Source organism: Prodigiosinella confusarubida, from assembly GCF_002847015.1.
GTDB classification, from domain to species: Bacteria; Pseudomonadota; Gammaproteobacteria; order Enterobacterales; family Enterobacteriaceae; genus Prodigiosinella; species Prodigiosinella aquatilis.
In genome coordinates, this window is the sequence record NZ_CP025085.1 from 2,309,477 (window position 1) to 2,328,006 (window position 18,530).

The 18,530-nt window shown below is 50.6% G+C and carries 16 protein-coding genes; 14 read left to right on the forward strand and 2 right to left on the reverse strand.

The window, feature by feature from the left end:
* Positions 1-4: 4 nt before the first annotated feature.
* The 7 genes from hypA (at position 5) to CWC46_RS10675 (ending at position 6,967) form a co-directional block, all read left to right on the forward strand.
* Positions 5-346 carry a hydrogenase maturation nickel metallochaperone HypA gene (gene hypA, locus CWC46_RS10645; RefSeq protein ID WP_021016601.1) on the forward strand — a complete coding sequence of 114 codons (342 nt, stop codon included), beginning with the start codon at positions 5-7 and terminating at the stop codon, positions 344-346.
* A gap of 77 nt (positions 347-423) precedes the next feature.
* On the forward strand, positions 424-1,473 hold the full coding sequence (hypB, locus tag CWC46_RS10650; RefSeq protein WP_021016600.1) for a hydrogenase nickel incorporation protein HypB: 1,050 nt from the start codon (positions 424-426) through the stop codon (positions 1,471-1,473).
* Positions 1,464-1,751, forward strand: coding sequence for a hydrogenase maturation factor HybG (gene hybG / locus CWC46_RS10655; RefSeq protein WP_021016599.1), 288 nt, complete (start codon positions 1,464-1,466; stop codon positions 1,749-1,751). The genes hypB and hybG overlap by 10 nt, the downstream gene beginning before the upstream one ends.
* Positions 1,738-2,853 carry a hydrogenase formation protein HypD gene (gene hypD, locus CWC46_RS10660; protein WP_021016598.1) on the forward strand — a complete coding sequence of 372 codons (1,116 nt, stop codon included), beginning with the start codon at positions 1,738-1,740 and terminating at the stop codon, positions 2,851-2,853. The genes hybG and hypD overlap by 14 nt, the downstream gene beginning before the upstream one ends.
* Positions 2,853-3,881, forward strand: coding sequence for a hydrogenase expression/formation protein HypE (gene hypE / locus CWC46_RS10665; RefSeq protein ID WP_021016597.1), 1,029 nt, complete (start codon positions 2,853-2,855; stop codon positions 3,879-3,881). Before hypD ends, hypE begins: the two co-directional genes overlap by 1 nt.
* 192 nt (positions 3,882-4,073) lie before the next feature.
* Positions 4,074-6,359 carry a carbamoyltransferase HypF gene (gene hypF, locus CWC46_RS10670; protein ID WP_021016596.1) on the forward strand — a complete coding sequence of 762 codons (2,286 nt, stop codon included), beginning with the start codon at positions 4,074-4,076 and terminating at the stop codon, positions 6,357-6,359.
* Between the two features lie 131 nt (positions 6,360-6,490).
* Positions 6,491-6,967, forward strand: coding sequence for a YlaC family protein (locus CWC46_RS10675; protein WP_021016595.1), 477 nt, complete (start codon positions 6,491-6,493; stop codon positions 6,965-6,967).
* A 159-nt stretch (positions 6,968-7,126) separates the two neighbouring features.
* On the opposite strand, the gene agp is transcribed toward CWC46_RS10675, so the two are convergent.
* Positions 7,127-8,437 carry a bifunctional glucose-1-phosphatase/inositol phosphatase gene (agp, locus tag CWC46_RS10680; protein WP_021016594.1) on the reverse strand — a complete coding sequence of 437 codons (1,311 nt, stop codon included), beginning with the start codon at positions 8,435-8,437 and terminating at the stop codon, positions 7,127-7,129.
* 213 nt (positions 8,438-8,650) lie between these two features.
* Here agp and CWC46_RS10685 point away from each other — a divergent pair, with 213 nt between their 5' ends.
* The 5 genes from CWC46_RS10685 to fdhE all read left to right on the forward strand — a co-directional run bounded on the left by CWC46_RS10685 (position 8,651) and on the right by fdhE (position 15,620).
* The gene (locus tag CWC46_RS10685) at positions 8,651-8,986 is read left to right on the forward strand and encodes a YgaC family protein (RefSeq protein WP_021016593.1); all 336 of its coding nucleotides are present in this window, start codon (positions 8,651-8,653) and stop codon (positions 8,984-8,986) included.
* A gap of 1,102 nt (positions 8,987-10,088) precedes the next feature.
* Positions 10,089-13,139: a formate dehydrogenase-N subunit alpha gene (gene fdnG / locus CWC46_RS10695; RefSeq protein WP_021016592.1), complete on the forward strand. Its 3,051-nt coding sequence runs from the start codon at positions 10,089-10,091 to the stop codon at positions 13,137-13,139.
* Between the two features lie 12 nt (positions 13,140-13,151).
* Positions 13,152-14,072, forward strand: a complete 921-nt coding sequence (gene fdxH, locus CWC46_RS10700; RefSeq protein WP_021016591.1) for a formate dehydrogenase subunit beta — start codon at positions 13,152-13,154, stop codon at positions 14,070-14,072.
* Positions 14,059-14,694, forward strand: a complete 636-nt coding sequence (gene fdoI, locus CWC46_RS10705) for a formate dehydrogenase cytochrome b556 subunit (RefSeq protein WP_021016590.1) — start codon at positions 14,059-14,061, stop codon at positions 14,692-14,694. Before fdxH ends, fdoI begins: the two co-directional genes overlap by 14 nt.
* Positions 14,694-15,620, forward strand: coding sequence for a formate dehydrogenase accessory protein FdhE (gene fdhE / locus CWC46_RS10710; protein WP_021016589.1), 927 nt, complete (start codon positions 14,694-14,696; stop codon positions 15,618-15,620). Before fdoI ends, fdhE begins: the two co-directional genes overlap by 1 nt.
* Before the next feature lie 50 nt (positions 15,621-15,670).
* Here fdhE and rpiB read toward each other — a convergent pair whose 3' ends face one another.
* Positions 15,671-16,126: a ribose 5-phosphate isomerase B gene (rpiB, locus tag CWC46_RS10715; protein ID WP_021016588.1), complete on the reverse strand. Its 456-nt coding sequence runs from the start codon at positions 16,124-16,126 to the stop codon at positions 15,671-15,673.
* Positions 16,127-16,545: 419 nt separating this feature from the next.
* Here rpiB and alsR point away from each other — a divergent pair, with 419 nt between their 5' ends.
* Both alsR and alsB read left to right on the forward strand, forming a co-directional pair.
* Entirely contained in the window at positions 16,546-17,424 is an 879-nt protein-coding gene (gene alsR, locus CWC46_RS10720) for a transcriptional repressor AlsR (protein WP_021016587.1), read from the forward strand.
* Positions 17,425-17,580: 156 nt separating this feature from the next.
* Positions 17,581-18,513 (forward strand): D-allose transporter substrate-binding protein, encoded by a 933-nt coding sequence (gene alsB, locus CWC46_RS10730; protein WP_021016586.1) that lies wholly within the window; start codon positions 17,581-17,583, stop codon positions 18,511-18,513.
* The last annotated feature ends 17 nt before the right edge of the window (positions 18,514-18,530 follow it).

Here is an 18,530-nt window from a genome sequence, read left to right on the forward strand (position 1 = left end):
CAGCATGCATGAGATTTCCATGTGCTACAACGCGCTGGAACTGATTGAACAACAGGCCCGTCAGCATGGCGCACGGAAAGTAAAAGAAGTGTGGCTGGAGATTGGGGCGTTGTCCTGTATTGAAGAAAGCGCGCTGCGCTTTTGTTTTGAATCCGTATGCCGTCAGACGATGGCGGATGGCTGTGAACTGCATTTGCAGGTGCAGCCTGCGCGCGCCTGGTGTTGGGAGTGTAGCGAGATAGTCGAAATCACGCAGCATGACGCTGGGTGTCCGCGTTGCGGCAGCTATAATTTACGCGTTGATGGCGGTGACAGTTTGCAGATAAAACAGCTCGCCATTGAGTGACCACTTGTCCCGGAATGCTTGCCGGGCAAAAACGAAAAGTGTCAGAAACGGTTTTGTAACCGGGAGGAATTATCCCTATGTGTACCACATGCGGTTGCGGTGAAGGGGAGAGCAGAATAGAAGGCGATGAACCCCTTCATTCACATGATCACCATCATGAACATGCTCACGAACACACCCATTCTCATCCCAATACTCACTCACATCAGCACCATCATGCTCACGGGCATCATGATCATCACCATGATGAGGGTGAGGCGCGTTATGTCATTATTCATCATCATCACTATTACCATCAGGGCGACGTCAATCACTATTACTATGCCGCGCCGTCTGCGGAGCCGGTTGCTGCTCCGGTAGTGACCCGTGTGTCCGCCGCGCCGGATGAAGAAGACGTGTTCCAGCCAACAGTTGATCAGCAGGATTTGCATTACGGTCAGGGAGTGGCGGGGACTCATGCACCAGGTATTGGCCAGCAACGTCTGCTAAAGATTGAAATGGATGTCCTGAGTAAAAACAATCATCTGGCGGAACATAATCGGGAACACTTTGCGGAGCAGAATATTCTGGTGTTGAATCTGGTCTCCAGTCCCGGTTCCGGCAAGACCACCTTGCTTACCAGCACGCTTCATCTGTTGCAGGATCATCTGCCCTGTGCGGTGATTGAAGGTGATCAGCAAACGACCAATGATGCCGAGCGTATCCGTGCGACTGGAGTGAACGCCATTCAAGTCAATACCGGTAAAGGCTGCCATCTGGATGCGCAGATGGTGCATGACGCGGCACATCGTCTGCAACTGCCGGACAACAGTCTGCTGTTTATCGAAAACGTTGGTAATTTAGTGTGCCCAGCCAGCTTCGACCTTGGTGAGCGGCATAAAGTGGCAGTCCTTTCAGTAACGGAAGGCGAAGACAAGCCGCTGAAATACCCACATATGTTTGCAGCGGCATCACTGATGATTATCAATAAGATCGACCTGTTGCCATATTTGGACTTTAATCTGGAAGATTGTGTGGCCAATGCTCGCCGGGTGAACCCGGAGATTCAGGTCATTGCCTTGTCTGCCCGTACCGGAGAGGGGATGGACGAATGGTTGGCCTGGCTGGAGGGACAACTATGTGCTTAGGTGTCCCCGGTAAAGTGACCTCGGTAGGTGAAGATATTCATCAGCCTGCCTGGGTGGATGTGTGTGGCGTACAACGTGCGGTGAATATCGCGTTGGTGTGTGAAGGTGAGCCTTCTGCGTTGGTGGGACAGTGGGTGCTGGTACATGTCGGTTTCGCTATGAGCTTGCTGGATGAACAGGAGGCTCAGGATACGTTGGAGGCGTTGCAGTCAATGCAGGCTGTCGGACTGGAACTGGATGAAGTACGGCAAACGGGAGCCATTTATGCAGTACGTTGATGAATTCCGTGATCCTGAATTAGCCAAAGCGATATTGCAGCGCATTCAGGCATTGGTGGCGGATATGCCGCAACTGAAGACGCGACCACTACAGTTAATGGAAGTCTGTGGGGGGCATACTCATGCCATCTTCAAATTTGGGCTGGATCGGCTGTTGCCACCAGAAATCGAGTTTGTTCATGGACCGGGCTGTCCGGTGTGTGTATTACCGATGGGGCGTATTGATGCCTGTCTGGAGATTGCCGCCCATCCAGACGTGATTTTCTGCACATTTGGCGATGCGATGCGCGTCCCGGGCCGCAACGGCTCATTGCTGGATGCCCGTTGTCACGGCGCGGATATCCGGGTTGTCTATTCGCCGCTGGATGCGTTGGTGTTGGCGGAAAAAAATCCTGACCGGCAGGTGGTGTTCTTTGGACTGGGATTTGAAACCACCATGCCCAGTTCGGCGCTGACGTTGCAGCAGGCGAAACGGCGTGGTATCAAAAATTTCACGTTATTTTGTCAGCACATCACCATTATTCCGACGCTGCGCAGTCTACTGCAACAGCCCGATTTGCGTATCGACGGCTTTCTGGCGCCAGGTCATGTCAGTATGGTCATCGGCGCGTATCCTTACCAACCGCTGTGTGACCAGTTCCATAAACCGTTTGTCGTGACTGGTTTCGAGCCGCTGGATATTTTGCAGGCGTTGCTGATGCTGGTGCAACAGTTGCACGATGAACGCTGCGTGGTGGAAAATCAATACCGCCGAATTGTGCCGGATAATGGCAATCCGCTGGCCCAGCAGGCGATGGATGAGGTGTTTGAGGTCAAAGCCAGTAGCGAATGGCGTGGTCTGGGTGAAATTGCCTTGTCTGGTATGCAACTGCGTGAAAGCTATGCCGCTTTCGATGCTGAGCGACGCTTCATGCCGAAGCAACAGGATGTGGCGGATGAACCGCTTTCCCGCTGTGGTGATGTGTTGACCGGACGCTGCAAACCGGGTGATTGCCCGTTGTTTGGTCAGCGGTGTACACCACAGAACGCCATTGGTGCGCTGATGGTGTCTTCCGAAGGAGCATGTGCTGCTTATTATCAATACCGCCGGGAGTGTGCCTGATGACGACAGTAGTTCAGCCTAAAGAGATCACGCTGGCCCATGGCAGCGGCGGTCAGGCGATGCAGCAGTTAATTGAGAGTCTGTTTTTACAAGCGTTTGATAATCCATTGTTGGGGCAACGGGAAGATCAGGCGCGTTTGCCGCTGGCGCCGTTGGCCAGTGCCGGTGACCGGCTGGCGTTTACGACTGACAGCTATGTGATTGATCCAATCTTTTTCCCCGGTGGTGACATTGGCAAGCTGGCGGTATGTGGTACGGCCAATGACGTTGCCGTCAGTGGCGCCAAACCGCTTTACCTTTCCTGTGGTTTTATTATTGAGGAAGGGCTTAGCGGTGAAACATTGGTTCGCATCGTCAACTCGATGGCGCAAACGGCGCGGGAAGCCGGTATTCAGATTGTGACCGGTGATACTAAAGTGGTGCCGCGTGGTGCTGCCGATAAAATTTTCATCAATACGGCTGGTATTGGTGTGATTCCGACGGACGTGCGCTGGGGGACCAGTGAAATCCGTCCCGGAGATAAGATTATTGTCAGTGGAACGCTGGGGGATCACGGCGCTACCATCCTCAATCTACGTGAGAATCTGGGGCTGGAAGCGGAGTTAACCAGCGATTGCGCGGTACTGGAACCGATGATTGCTCCGCTGCGACAGATTGATGGCGTGCGTGCGCTGCGTGATGCCACCCGCGGTGGTGTGACGGCTATTTTGCACGAGTATGCGCAGGCCAGTGGCTGTGGCATGGAGGTACTGGAAAGCACGATCCCGGTGAAACCGGCAGTGCGTGGTATCTGTGAGCTATTGGGACTGGAAGCGCTGAATTTCGCCAATGAAGGCAAGCTGGTGCTGGTGGTTTCACCCGAGGCCGAAAACGCGGTACTGGATGCGTTGCGTGCTCATCCGCTGGGGCGTGATGCCACCACGATAGGTAGCGTGACAGAGAAAAAGCAGGTCCGTCTGTGTGGGGTATTCGGCGCGACTCGTCTGCTGGATTTACCGCACAGTGAGCCGATGCCGAGAATTTGCTAGTGTCCTTAATTTCTGGGCTATCAAAAAAGTGTCTTTCCATTGTTTATGCGCTTAATCCGTGGTTTTTTCTGACGTAATCGGGTTCTGGGGCGGAGGTGGCTGACCGCCCCAGGCTGGACGTAAACCGGATAGTTTTGGGAGACACAGGATTTTTTAGCGTTCAACATTATTTACGGTGCCCACAGACTCTCTATGTCATCAAACCACAACGGCATTGAAATCCGCGTAAAAGGCAAAGTGCAAGGGGTGGGGTTTCGTCCTTATGTCTGGCAGCTTGCCCATCGACTGCAACTGTGCGGCAACGTCAGTAATGATAGTGCTGGCGTGCTGATCCATCTCTATCCTGCGGCGGCGGCAGATGTGTTTCTAGTGATGTTACAGGCGGAATGTCCGCCGCTGGCCTATATCGACAGCGTGGCGCATCAGCCTTATCACTGGTCGGCTATTCCCACCGAATTTGTGATTGAACACAGCGGCGCCGGGCAGATGGATACCCAGGTAGTGCCGGATGCCGCCACCTGCGATGCTTGCCAGCAGGAGTTACACGATCCCGCCAACCGCCGTTATCACTATCCGTTTATCAACTGCACCCATTGTGGCCCGCGTTTTACCATCATCCGCCAGATGCCTTATGACCGTCCCTATACCGCGATGGCCGCATTTCCACTCTGCCCGGATTGTTTGCATGAATATCAGAATCCGGCTGACCGCCGTTTTCATGCCCAGCCGAACGCTTGTCCGACGTGTGGGCCACATGTGTGGTTGAGTGATGGTCAGTCAACACTGACAACGGATGATGATGCTATCGTTCAGGCCGCGCAGGCACTGCTGGCCGGGAAGATTGTGGCGGTAAAAGGATTGGGTGGGTTCCACCTGGCTTGTGATGCCACCAACCCGCAGTCGGTGGCATTATTACGGCAGCGTAAACACCGGCCGGCAAAACCGCTGGCTGTTATGTTGCCCGATGAAGCGTGGCTGGCGCGTTGCACGACGACGGATGATATCCCGGCAGCATTACGGTTACTGAAAAGTCCGGCCGCCCCGATTGTTCTGCTGCCACTGCGTAAATCGGGGCCGCTGGCAGCGGATATCGCTCCTGCGCTGGACGACGTCGGGTTGATGCTGCCTGCCAATCCGCTACAGCATGTGTTGCTGAAGCAGGTAGGGTGCCCGTTGGTGATGACGTCTGGCAATGCCAGTGGCAAACCGCCGGCATTGAGTAACCAGCAGGCACTATCCGATTTGGTGGATATTGCCGATCTCTGGCTGTTGCATAACCGTGACATCGTTCAGCGGGCGGATGATTCAGTGGTGAGGATGCGCGGGCGTCATGCCGAAATGCTACGGCGTGCACGAGGTTATGTACCGGACGCCTTACCGCTGCCACCGGGTTTTGACCCGCAACCGTCGCTGTTGGCGATGGGCGCTGATCTGAAAAACACGTTCTGTCTGCTGCGAGGGAATCACGCCATTGTCAGTCAGCATCTGGGCGATCTGGCAGACAGTGATATCGAACAGCAGTACCAGCAGGCGATCGCCTTGTTTGAGGATATTTACCGGTTTACGCCACAGGCGATCGCCGTTGATGCACATCCCGGTTATCTCAGTCATCAGCGGGGAAAATGGCAGGCGTTACAACAACAGATTCCGTGTATTGAGGTGCTGCACCACCATGCTCATCTTGTGGCTTGTATGGCGGAGCATCAACGCCCGCGTGATGCCGGGCCGGTCATCGGCCTGGCGCTGGATGGTATCGGTTATGGCGACCACGGTCAGTGGTGGGGGGGCGAATGTTTGCTGGTGGATTATGCACATTGCCGGTCCTTGGGCGGATTGCCAGCGGTGGCCTTGCCCGGCGGTGATCTGGCGGCCCGTCAGCCATGGCGTAACTTGCTGGCGCAGTGGTTGACGTTTGTACCTGACTGGGCGGATTTGTCTGAGGCCGCCGTTATTCCGGCGGCCTCGGTACCGTTACTGACGAAAGCGATCGAGCGAGGTCTTAATACGCCGTTGGCATCCTCTGCCGGACGGCTATTTGACGCGGTGGCTACCGCGACCGGTTTTCCTTCCGCAACCCAGAGTTGGGAGGGCGAAGCGGCCTGTTGGCTGGAGGCGCTGGCCCGGCAACATCAGCAGGCGAAACCGCCGGTTACGATGCCTGTGCTGGGAAACACGCTGGATCTGGCTACCTTCTGGCGGCAGTGGCTGGCGTATCGTGCTGCCCCGGCCGACAGGGCGTATGCGTTTCATGTGGCGTTGGCACAGGGGCTGGCAGCGCTGGTTCAGCGAGCCGCGGCACAGGCTCAGGTTGACACGGTGGTGCTTTCCGGGGGCGTGATGCACAATCGGCTATTGGTACAGTTACTTCGACAATCGCTGTCTGAGTTTGAGATATTGCAGCCCAGCCGCTTGCCCGCCGGTGATGGCGGTTTGTCGTTGGGGCAGGCGCTGATTGCTGCTGGTCGCCTCTCGTCTTGAGTTGACGCTTAGTCCAGTATGAGTAACGGTGGTGGTTTTTAACTCAAGATTGCGCCTTGCCTGGGTGATGATGCTGTGCTTAACTTTTTTGATTAATGTTATTCAGCATATTGCTAACGGGGGGGAACAGCATGGATGTTGTCAGGCGGATTCTTATTGAAGAAATTGAAAGCATTAATCGGGACGAGCGACGGGATAATCGTATTCGTTTCAGCCGTAAATTTATGGTTACTCACCCCTGGTTGTTTGGCGCGATGCTGGTAAGTTATGTCCCGGTGGCCGTTATCCTGCTTTATTCACCCTATTTCGGTTTACCTTATCTGATCGGATTCACTCTGTTTTTGGCGACGATGGTGCTGGCGCTATCAATGGATATCAGCCCGCGCTATCGGTTTGAAGATATTGATAAACTGGATCTGCGGGTTTGTTATAACGGCGAGTGGTATAACAACCGCCATGTTTCTCCGCAAGCGCTGGAAACCATCTTGCATCATCCGCAGATTGACGCGACCGTGAAAACGGGAATTTATCAAATCCTGCAAACCAAAGGTGATGTGTATTTTTACGATATATTCTCATTAGCTTATCGTAAGCCATCCGCAGTGTGATATGGCTAATTTGTACTGATATTGTCAAGGCCGTGTTCTTCCTCCGCCGGGAGTGGCGAAAGTGAGAAAACGTGAGGAGATGACTGGTTACGGCATCAGTTGCCCCCTTATCGGCTAAACCCTCACCGGTAGCACTGAGACTGCTGGTGAGGTATCCGGTTATTGTCCTTGCAGATCATGGGCGATAGCGGTCTTGAAGTCCGACATCGGACAGAAACCGTTAGCGTCAGTGTTACAACCGTCAATATGCAACGTCACCCGCTGTGCCGGTTTTTTCAGTGACAACGGCGTAGCGTTACGGATTTGCTCGGTAGATTGATAGACATATTCAATTTTCATCAGATCCTGATTAGTTTTTTCATCATGCCAGCGCTGAAATACGATCTTGCCGCTGATCGGGGTGCTTTCATACTGATTGGGTAATTGATAAGGCGCGGTTTTCATCGCGGCAAGCAAGGAGGCAATATTGGAGTCATGACCAACCAATACGGTAACTTTAGCTTTTTGCGCTGTGGCGGCCAGTTTGTTATCTGACGGTGTGCCATTCAATATGGCGCTGATAAAAGTCAGCAATGGTGCGGCGGCATTCTGCGCTACGGCCGGCGAACCAAACAGTGTTTCATGGTATAGGTTTTTAATCTCTTCCAGTTGACGCCACTGTTTTTTATCGCTGATTTTACCCCAGGCGACTTCATGTTTCGGGTAGCCTTCATAGTATTGCAGCATGAAACCATCGGCTGCACCAGTACCCATCCGCAGTGGACCACTGATTCCCGGCTCCTTGTTCTGTGCGAGAATCACGACGTTACTCTGTGTAGCCAGTGTGCAGGTTTTCTTTTCCATGCAGATTTTAGCGTGTCGATAATCCATCACCTGTTGCAGCACCTGATAATTGTTTTGCAGTCGTTGGTTAATTCCATCGACGCCGCCGGGGCCAGCATGTTGGTTGATGGAAGCCAGCGCCTTGTTCTTAAAATCATCGGTAACGTTGGCGGTAATGATCGGATTGAAGGTAGGGTCCATAGTGCCTACGTTGTCCTGATGGTAGACGGTTATTGCACAGCCAGGAAATCCACCCTGCACAAAACTTTTGGCTGTATCAATCGTCCGCGGCAGACTGTTGGCATACACAAATACCTCACCTTCCGGCGGACAACCTTGCGCTGGCAGAACGCCGTAGTGACTGAGCCATTCATGCGTGTATTGAGCAGATATCGCTTCTACCTTCGCCCCTTTGGGCGTCAATAATCCGCCTTCGGTTTTCCATTTTGGCCAATGATGGGGCGTCGATTCCGCCAGAATGTCACCATATCCCACCAGTGGCGCCCGGATGCCGTGACGGCTGAAAATTAACACCTGTTGCAACTGATAGCTGGCTGGTGGTTGAGCCGGTTCAGCCGACTGTACCGATAACGGCAGAATCAGCGCCAGGGTACTGAGGGTAAACATGGGGATTATATTTTTCTTCATTATTTTCCATCCTTTTGTTGTGAAACGGTCAGTTACACCGTTCGTATTAACCATTCTCTAGCATAGACGTGGAAATAAAGAGAGAACGGGTTAGCGTCGGAAAAACAGCAAAGAAGTTATCACCAGTGCTTCAGGTTCGGATAAGTCTGGTTGTTCGTGATGCTCAGTGAGCTATGGTCACAGATTCCGATTAGTATAGATGGAGGATTGGCGATGTATCTGCGCCCTGATGAAGTGGCTCAAGTTCTTGAGCATGCAGGTTTTACCCGGGATTATGTTACGGATAAAGCCTATGGATTTTATAAAGGCGAATACTACGTGTATGTGAATCGTGAAGCGAAAATGGGGCGTACCTCATTTATTCTTCACCCGGATCAGGGTCCGAAAAGTCTGAAATATGCTTATCCGGCAGAGGCATTACGCAGTAGCCCGGCGTATGTCCGTTTCCCGCGCGATCCTCAGGCTGTGAGCCCCGCATTTGTTGGCATTCCACATGGTTTTACCTCGCGGGTGATGCTGAATCGTTATCTGAACAACATGTTTCAGTAGATCCATTGTGCTGCCTGGCATTCGCGGGGCAGCGCCGATTATGTCATCTCCCGGTTGCTGGTATGTTGCCTGTCTTCTGTGGCTCAGTGCATCCCTGAAACTTGCTCTTCTGAGATCAGGGTCGCGGCAAGCCACGTTCAAATCTGTTTCCGGCAAATTTATTACCCCGGTATACCCGTCATACTTCAAGTTGCAGGTGTGTTGGCTGCGTTCGTTCATCCGAATCACTTACCTGGGTAAGCTCCTCGGGATTCACTCTCTATCGCCTTCCTGCAACTCGAATTATTTTGGGTATATTGGCGTTATTTAAAACCGAATAAAAACAGTGAATTTGGCGTTGTCGTTTATATTTAAAATAGAATCAGGTGTTGATTTTATGATTTTTACTGTCGGGATAAATAGTATCTCGCCGTATTTTAGGCAATGCCGCCTTATTTTTTGCGTGGAAGATAAACATCCTCCTTATATCTCTTTTATCGTGAATTAATACAATAATCGTTATGTAATTACATTTATAGCGATGAGCAATCACATCGTGAAAATAATGATAACCATTATCATTAATCTGGCCAATTGATTTAAAAAAACGCGATTATTGTGAGTATATGTGATGCATTTGTTGTTATTAAGATAATTACTTGAGGTTTTTATTAACGGATGCATAATGTATTACAGTTAATGTGGCTTTGCCATATTCACGTCTGAAAACAATTTATACCCAATAAATTTCAAGATGCAGGAAGGTGGCAACCAAGTGAATTCCCAGGCGCTTATTTTGATAAGTGATGGCGAGTCACTGAAGGCCAATAACGTGAACAATGACGGGTATATATTAATCAATAAACAATTACCACCTATATCCAATGGATTTCGAGTGCCAGGAAGTCGACAAGCAAATGAATCCCGATGAGTTTACTCAGATAAGTTATTTCGGTGATAAATCTGCTCCTGGCGGATGGATTTTGACGCAGCTTGTAGTCGCTCACAGAGGCGAGACGCAGAAATAGTCGAGCCATTGGGCGTAGTCAGCGCATCTGCAACGTGAAAGCGGGTGGATATAGATGGGATATGACTCTGGGTGATGTGGTGCAAGGAGTTCCCGATGCAGATCAGCAGACGACAATTTTTTAAAATATGCGCAGGCGGTATGGCCGGAACCACGGTTACGGCTTTGGGATTTTCTCCCGCTGTGGCATTGGCAGAAACACGGCAGTATAAATTATTGCGTGCAAAAGAAACGAGGAATAATTGCACATACTGCTCTGTCGGTTGCGGTGTTTTAATGTACAGCCTGGGTGATGGCGCCAAGAATGCAAAATCATCCATTTATCATATCGAAGGTGACCCGGACCATCCGGTTAGTCGTGGTTCTTTGTGTCCTAAAGGGGCCGGGTTGATTGACTTTATCCATAGTGCCCAACGCCTGCAATACCCGCAGTACCGTGCGCCAGGGTCTGATAAATGGCAACGCATCAGCTGGGACGAGGCTTTGGATCGTATTTCCCGCCTGATGAAAGAAGACCGTGATGCCAATTTCGTGGAAAAAAACAGCGCTGGGGTAACCGTTAACCGATGGCCGACTACCGGTATGCTCTGTTCTTCGGCGGCCAGTAATGAAACCGGCATGCTGGATCAACGTTTTTCCCGGGCACTGGGCATGGTCGGTATCGATACACAGGCTCGTCTGTGTCATGGGCCAACTGTTGCCGCACTTGCCGCCACGTTTGGCCGGGGGGCCATGACCAATAACTGGGTCGACATCAAAAATGCCAACATCGTCCTGGTGATGGGAGGCAATCCGGCGGAAGCGCACCCAGTAGGCTTTAAATGGGCGCTGGAAGCCAAGGTGAAAAACGGCGCTAAACTGATTGTTGTTGACCCACGATTTAACCGCTCTGCCGCAGTTGCCGATCTGTATTCGCCCATTCGCGTAGGCTCGGATACCACCTTTTTGCTCGGCGTCGTAAACTACCTGCTGTCTCATGACAAAGTGCAGATGGCGTATGTCAAAGCCTATACCAATGCCAACTTGCTGGTTGATGCAGATTATCGTTTTGATGAAGGCATCTTTAGCGGCTATAACGAGCAAGAACACAAATATGACCGTACCTCCTGGCAATATGAACGGGATGAAAATGGCTATGCCAAACGCGATCCAACCCTGAGCCATCCGCGTTGTGTCTGGAACTTGCTGAAAGATCATGTCAGTCGTTATACGCCGGACATGGTTACCAGCGTGTGTGGTACGCCGAAGCAGGATTTTCTCACTATCTGTGAATTGCTGGCGTCAACCAGTGTTCCCGACCGTACCGCAACTATCATGTATGCGCTGGGTTGGACACAGCATACGGCCGGTGCTCAGATCATTCGTACCGCGGCGATAATCCAACTGTTATTGGGGAATGTCGGTATGGCCGGCGGCGGTGTCAATGCGCTGCGTGGACACTCAAATATCCAGGGTTATACCGATTTGGGGCTGTTATCGTTGAATCTGCCTGGCTATCTTCCGCTACCTTCCGAAAAACAGCCCACGTTACAGGATTATCTGGTTCAGACCACACCGAAGGCGTTGCTGCCGGAACAGGTCAACTACTGGAAAAACACACCTAAGTTTTTTATCAGTTTGCTGAAAAGTTTTTGGGGAGACAACGCGCAGAAGGGAAATGACTGGGGTTATGACTGGTTGCCTAAATGGGATAAGAGCTACGATGCGTTGGCCTATTCCCACATGATGCAGGATGGCAAGGTAAACGGCTATATTGTGCAGGGATTTAACCCGATTGCCGCGTTTGCCGATTCCAACAAAGCCAGGGACGCACTGGCCAAACTCAAATATCTGGTGGTTATTGATCCACTGGCGACGGAAACGTCCAGTTTCTGGCAGAACCACGGTGAGCTGAACAATGTGGACCCCAGCCAGATCCAGACTGAAGTCTTCCGCCTGCCGTCCAGTTGTTTTGCCGAAGAAAATGGCTCCATCGTTAACTCCGCACGCTGGCTGCAATGGCATTATCAGGGTGCGGAACCGCCTGGTGAAGCTCGTCATGACGGTGTCGTTATCTCTGGCATCTTCCTGCGTCTGCGCGAGCTGTACGCGAAAGAGGGTGGTGCCAACCCGGCACCGATACTCAACATGGCCTGGGATTATCTGGAACCGGCGGATCCGTCGGCGGAAGAGATCACCAAAGAGGCCAATGGTCGCGCGCTGGCCGATTTGTTTGATGACCAAGGTAAGCTGATCCTCAAAAAAGGTCAGTTGTTATCAGATTTTTCGCAGTTGCGTGATGATGGCAGTACCGCCTGTTTCTGCTGGATTTACTCAGGCTGCTGGACGGAGCTGGGGAATCAAATGGCCCTGCGTGATAATGCCGACCCTTCGGGGCTGGGATGTACGCCAGGGTGGGCCTGGAGCTGGCCGCAAAATCGCCGCATCCTATATAACCGCGCTTCTGCCGATGAGCAGGGCAAACCCTGGGATCCCAACCGTGAGCTGATTCGCTGGAATGGCAACAAATGGACGGGAACCGATGTGGCCGATTATGCGGCGACAGCGGCACCAGGCAGCAGTGCCGGGCCTTTCATCATGCTGTCGGAAGGGCTGGGGCGTTTGTTCGCGATTGACAAAATGGCGGATGGACCATTCCCTGCACACTACGAACCTATGGAATCTCCGCTGAAGTTCAATCCGGTTTATCGCAGGGCGATACATAATCCGGCTGTACGCCTGTATGACGCGGATCGTCTGCGTATCGGCACAGCTGCCGAGTTTCCCTATGTGGCAACCACGTATGCGATTACCGAGCTGTTCCGTCACTGGACCAAACATGCGTTATTGAATGCAATTGCCCAGCCAGAACAGTTTGTGGAAATTGGCGAAGGGCTGGCGAAACAAAAAGGTATTCAGGCCGGGGATGTAGTGAAAGTCAGTAGCAAGCGGGGCTACATCAAGGCTAAAGCTGTGGTGACCAAACGTGTCCGCACGCTGATGATTGAAGGGCATCCGGTGGAAACCATCGGTGTGCCTTGTCATTGGGGGTTTGAGGGTACGACAAAGAAAGGTTTTCTGGCCAATATACTGACGCCAAATATTGGGGATGCCAATAGCCAGACGCCGGAATATAAAGCGTTCCTGGTGAATGTGGAAAAGGCGTAGCGGAGAAATACTATGGCAATGCAATCGCAAGATATTATCCGTCGCTCCGCGACCAACTCACTGACACCGCCGCCACAGGTACGCGATCATAAAGAGGAAGTCGCCAAATTGATCGACGTTACGACCTGCATCGGTTGTAAGGCTTGTCAGGTGGCTTGCTCGGAATGGAACGATATTCGTGATGAGGTGGGGCACAACGTTGGTGTGTACGACAATCCCACTGATTTGAGCGCCAAATCCTGGACGGTTATGCGGTTTTCCGAGGTTGAGGAAAACGGTAAACTCGAATGGTTGATTCGTAAAGATGGCTGTATGCACTGTGCTGACCCTGGCTGCCTGAAAGCCTGTCCGTCGGAAGGTGCCATTATCCAGTATGCCAATGGTATTGTGGATTTTCAGTCGGAACACTGTATTGGTTGTGGTTACTGCATCGCGGGATGCCCGTTCGATGTGCCGAGAATGAATAAGGATGATAACCGGGTATACAAATGCACACTGTGTGTGGATCGGGTGGATGTCGGTCAGGAACCCGCCTGTGTGAAAACCTGTCCTACGGGGGCGATTCATTTTGGCACCAAGGCAGAGATGAAGGTGTTGGCGGCGGAGCGCGTGATAGACTTGACGAGTCGTGGCTATAAAAACGCCGGATTGTACGACCCCGCAGGTGTCGGCGGCACACATGTGATGTACGTGTTGCATCACGCTGATCGTCCGCCGCTTTATCATGGTCTGCCTGACAATCCAAGCATTAGTCCGGCAGTCACTTTCTGGAAGGGTGTCTGGAAACCTCTGGCGGCGATTGGTTTTGCTGCGACCTTCGCTGCCAGTGTATTCCACTATGTCGGTGTCGGTCCCAACCGGGTAGAAGAGGACGAATCAGAGACGGATGAGCAGAAGCAGAAGCGCGAGGACAAACAGCATGAAAAAGAGTAATCGGATTCAGCGTTACAGTGCGTCTGAGCGCATCAATCATTGGATTGTGGCTTTCTGTTTTGTGTTTGCCGCACTCAGTGGGTTGGGATTTTTCTTTCCATCACTAAACTGGCTGATGAACATTCTGGGTACGCCACAGCTGGCACGGGTTCTGCACCCGTTTATTGGTGTGGTGATGTTTGCGGCGTTTCTGTTGATGTTTTTCCGTTACTGGAAGCATAACCTGATTCAGCGTGACGACATCGAATGGGCTAAAAATATCCATAAGGTTGCTGGAAATCAGGAAGTTGGCGACACAGGTAGATATAATTTCGGCCAGAAATGCGTGTTCTGGCTGGCTATTTCCAGTCTGTTGTTGCTGTTGGCGAGTGGTGTCGTTATCTGGCGTCCCTATTTTGCCGGCGCTTTCCCGATTCCGGCTATTCGCCTGGCCTTGCTGGTTCACTCAGTTTCAGCGGTCGTGTTGATCCTGGTCATTATGGTTCACATTTATGCGGCGTTATGGGTCAAGGGAACCATTACGGCGATGGTTGAAGGCTGGGTATCGACATCCTGGGCGAAGAAACATCACCCACGCTGGTATCGTGAAATTCAACGTAAACAACAGGAAAATAAACCCTGATGAGTATTCGTATTGTTCCTCAGGAACAGTTAACCGGTAATGAACAATCATCTACGGTGGGCGCAATCCCACCGCTGCTTTTTGCCAATCTGAAAAGTCTGTATAGCAGTCGCGTCGAGCGGTTGCGCCAACTGGCGGAAAACAACCCGCTAAGCGACTACCTGCATTTTGCCGCTACGGTAGTTGACGCCCAGCAGACCGTACTGCATGACCATCCGTTGCAAATGGATTTAACCGACATTCTGCAAAAAGCAGCCGGTCGCCCACCGCTGGATATTGCGACTTTCCCCCGCAATACCCATTGGCATACTTTGTTGCAGGCACTGATTGAAACGCTGAAACCAGACGCCAGCGGTCAGGTGTTATCGACGCTGGAAAATCTGGAAAAAATGCCAGTGCAGGAATGGGAAGCCATGGCTTCAGCATTATTCAATCATGAATTTACGGCGGAAAGTAATGACAAAGCCCCCTTTATCTGGGCTGCGCTCTCTCTTTACTGGGCGCAGATGGCAAGTCAGATGCCGGGTAAGGCTCGGGCCGAACAGGGTGAACATCGTCAGTTTTGCCCCGTGTGTGGCAGCATGCCGGTTTCCGGCGTGGTGCAGTTAGGTACCACCAGCGGTCTGCGTTATTTGCACTGTAATCTGTGTGAAACGGAATGGCACATGGTGCGTGTGAAATGCAGTAACTGTGAGCAATCCGGCGATCTCAACTATTGGTCGCTGGATAACGAGCAGTCGGCGATTAAGGCTGAAAGTTGTGGTGACTGTGGTACTTATCTGAAAATCCTGTACCAGGAAAAGGATCATCGCGTCGAAGCCGTCGCAGACGATCTGGCTTCGTTGGTACTGGATGTCAAAATGGAAGAGGAAGGTTTTGCGCGCAGTAGTATCAATCCTTTCCTGTTCCCGGAAAGTATGAATTAATGTTTAAAGACGCCCGGTTCTTATTTTAGAACCGGGGGCCGTCTGTTTGTTTATCCCTTCATGTGCTGCGAATGCTCTATCGCGCTGATCTGATCGATCCGTTCCTGATGTCGTCCGCCCTCAAAACGGGCACTGAGCCACTGATCAATAATCATTTTTGCCATCTCTGAACCAATAACCCGTGCGCCCATAGCCAATATATTGGTGTTGTTATGTTCGCGTGACAGTTTGGCTGAATAGGGTTCGCTACAGGCAACCGCACGGATACCGGTCATTTTGTTAGCCGCAATCGAGATACCGATTCCCGTTCCACAGATGAGAATGCCCAGCTCGACTTCACCTGCAATGATGGATTCTGCAACTTTACGTGCATAAATCGGATAATCCGTTCTCGTACTGGAGTTTGTTCCCACATCAATAACCTCAATACCCTGGGATGATAGGTACTGAATGATGCCACTTTTCATGTCAAAACCAACGTGGTCACTGCCGATTGCCATCTTCATAAGTGTCAGTTCCTGCTGTATCAGAGGTGAGTTATAGGCCAGCCAGTGGGTCTGTGCTGACCGAGAGTGGCTTATCGATTTATTTTCACAAATAAATTAATTTTGTGAAGTTTATAGGATTGAAACCCATGTTCACAACTGATTTTCTGAGCATTCATATGATGATAATCAGTTTGATATGATGATAGATAACGAATGATTCATCGTGGCTGTTTGCTGAAATAATCAACATATTATTGATTTTAATAAAAAATAATAATTTATCTCATCTGTAATGGTGCGATTGGCTCCATTGAGCGATATCTTTTCATGAATTTTATTAATTTATAAAAAAACAATATTTGTGAAGTTTGTTGCATATTTTTACTATCAGATATGGTGTTATTATTACCGGGATATGGATAAACCAGGTAATAACAATGAGCGAAACTGAATCAGAGAAAACGATCCCCAGGGGTATAAGCATTGCGCCTTATATTCGTATGAAGCAGGAAGGCATGACGGCGAATGAAAGCCGGATCGCCGAATGGTTTCTGGCGACGGGTAATGTCGGTGACAGTACAGCGATTAAAGACGTCGCCAATGCGTTGAATGTGTCAGAAGCGATGATAGTCAAGGTATCGAAAATTCTTGGGTTCAGTGGTTTCAGGCAGCTAAGAAGCGCCATTGTCGAATATTTTGAGCATGCGGCACATGACTCATCTGCGGAGCTGTCACTGACGGATAGCCCGGAAGATGCAATTAACAAAGTGTTTAATCTGACGCTGCGAACGATTGCCGAAGGACAAACTATCGTTAACCCGGAAGAGATATACCAGGCTGCCAGACTATTTTATAGCGCAAATCAGCGAGAGTTATATGGCGTAGGCGGTTCCAATTCGATATGCGCTGATATACAGCATAAGTTTTTACGCATTGGTGTGCGCTGTAATGCTTATCAGGATGCTCACATCATGATGATGTCGGCGTCGATGCTTAAACCAACGGATGTTGTATTAGTGGTATCACATTCTGGGCGCACCAGTGATTTGATGAAAGCGGTCTCTATCGCCAAGAATAATGATGCAAAAATAATTTGCATCACACATAGCGCCAATTCCCCCATTGCCAAATTGGCTGATTTTAATATTTGTTCGCCTGCACCTGAGACACCCCTGTTAGGGAGAAATGCCTCTGCACGTATTTTGCAGTTAACTTTGTTAGATGCATTTTTTGTTTCAGTAGCACGGCTGGATATTGAGACTTCCAGTAAAAATCTGGAGAAAACCAGTGCTATTGCGAGTTATCTAAAGCTTTAGCATTCATAACTATGCCCAAATAGATATCAAAATGCAGAAAGGTAGCAACCGAGTTAATTCCTGAAAACTTACGCTGATAAGTGACAAGGGTTAGCGAGGCAAGGCAACGCCTCTGTAACTTGAAAGATGACGGGTATATCTCACGGAGAAAGAGTAATGAATACGCTATTGAAAACGACGGGTGCCGCACTATTGGGATTATGTTTTTCTGCCATGGCTCACGCTGCCGATTATGCCGTCATTCTTAAAACGTTATCAAATCCTTACTGGGTTGAAATGAAAGGCGGAATAGAGAAAGAAGCCAAAGACCTTGGTGTCACGGTGGACATATTTGCTTCCGCTTCTGAAGGTGATTTTCAGGCACAGATGCAGTTATTCGAAGATCTGGTAAATAAAAACTATAAAGGTATCGCTTTCGCGCCGTTGTCTGCATCTAATCTGGTGATTCCGGTATCCAAAGCGTATCAGAAGGGTATTCGTTTGGTTAATTTGGATGAAAAGATAAATCTTAATAATCTGGCGAAAGCTCACGGTAATGTATCGGCATTTATCACTACAGATAATCAGGCTGTCGGTGAGAAAGGAGCAAAATTCATTATAAGTCGACTAGGCACTCAAGGGGGTGATGTCGCCATTATTGAAGGTAAAGCAGGTAATGTTTCCGGCGATGCCAGAAGAACCGGAGCAATGATAGCTTTTAAGGCCGATCCCGCGATTAAACTTGTTGCCAGCCAACCTGCGGATTGGGATCGAATTAAAGCCCTTGATGTTGCCACCAACGTATTACAACGGCACCCGAACCTGAAGGCATTTTATTGTGCTAACGACACCATGGCCATGGGTGTAGCACAGGCTGTAGCGAATGCTGGCAAGACCGGCAAGGTTATTGTCGTGGGAACGGATGGCATACCGGAAGCCCGTAAAATGATAAGTGAAGGCACATTAACTGCAACGGTTGCCCAAAACCCTGCTGATATTGGTGCATCGGGCCTGAAGTTATTGGTTGACGCTGTGAAGTCGGGCAAACAGATTCCTTTGGGTCAGGCACCTAAAGTCGAAATGGTTGATTCAGTATTAGTGACAAAATAATCGTACCTGGAGACGGT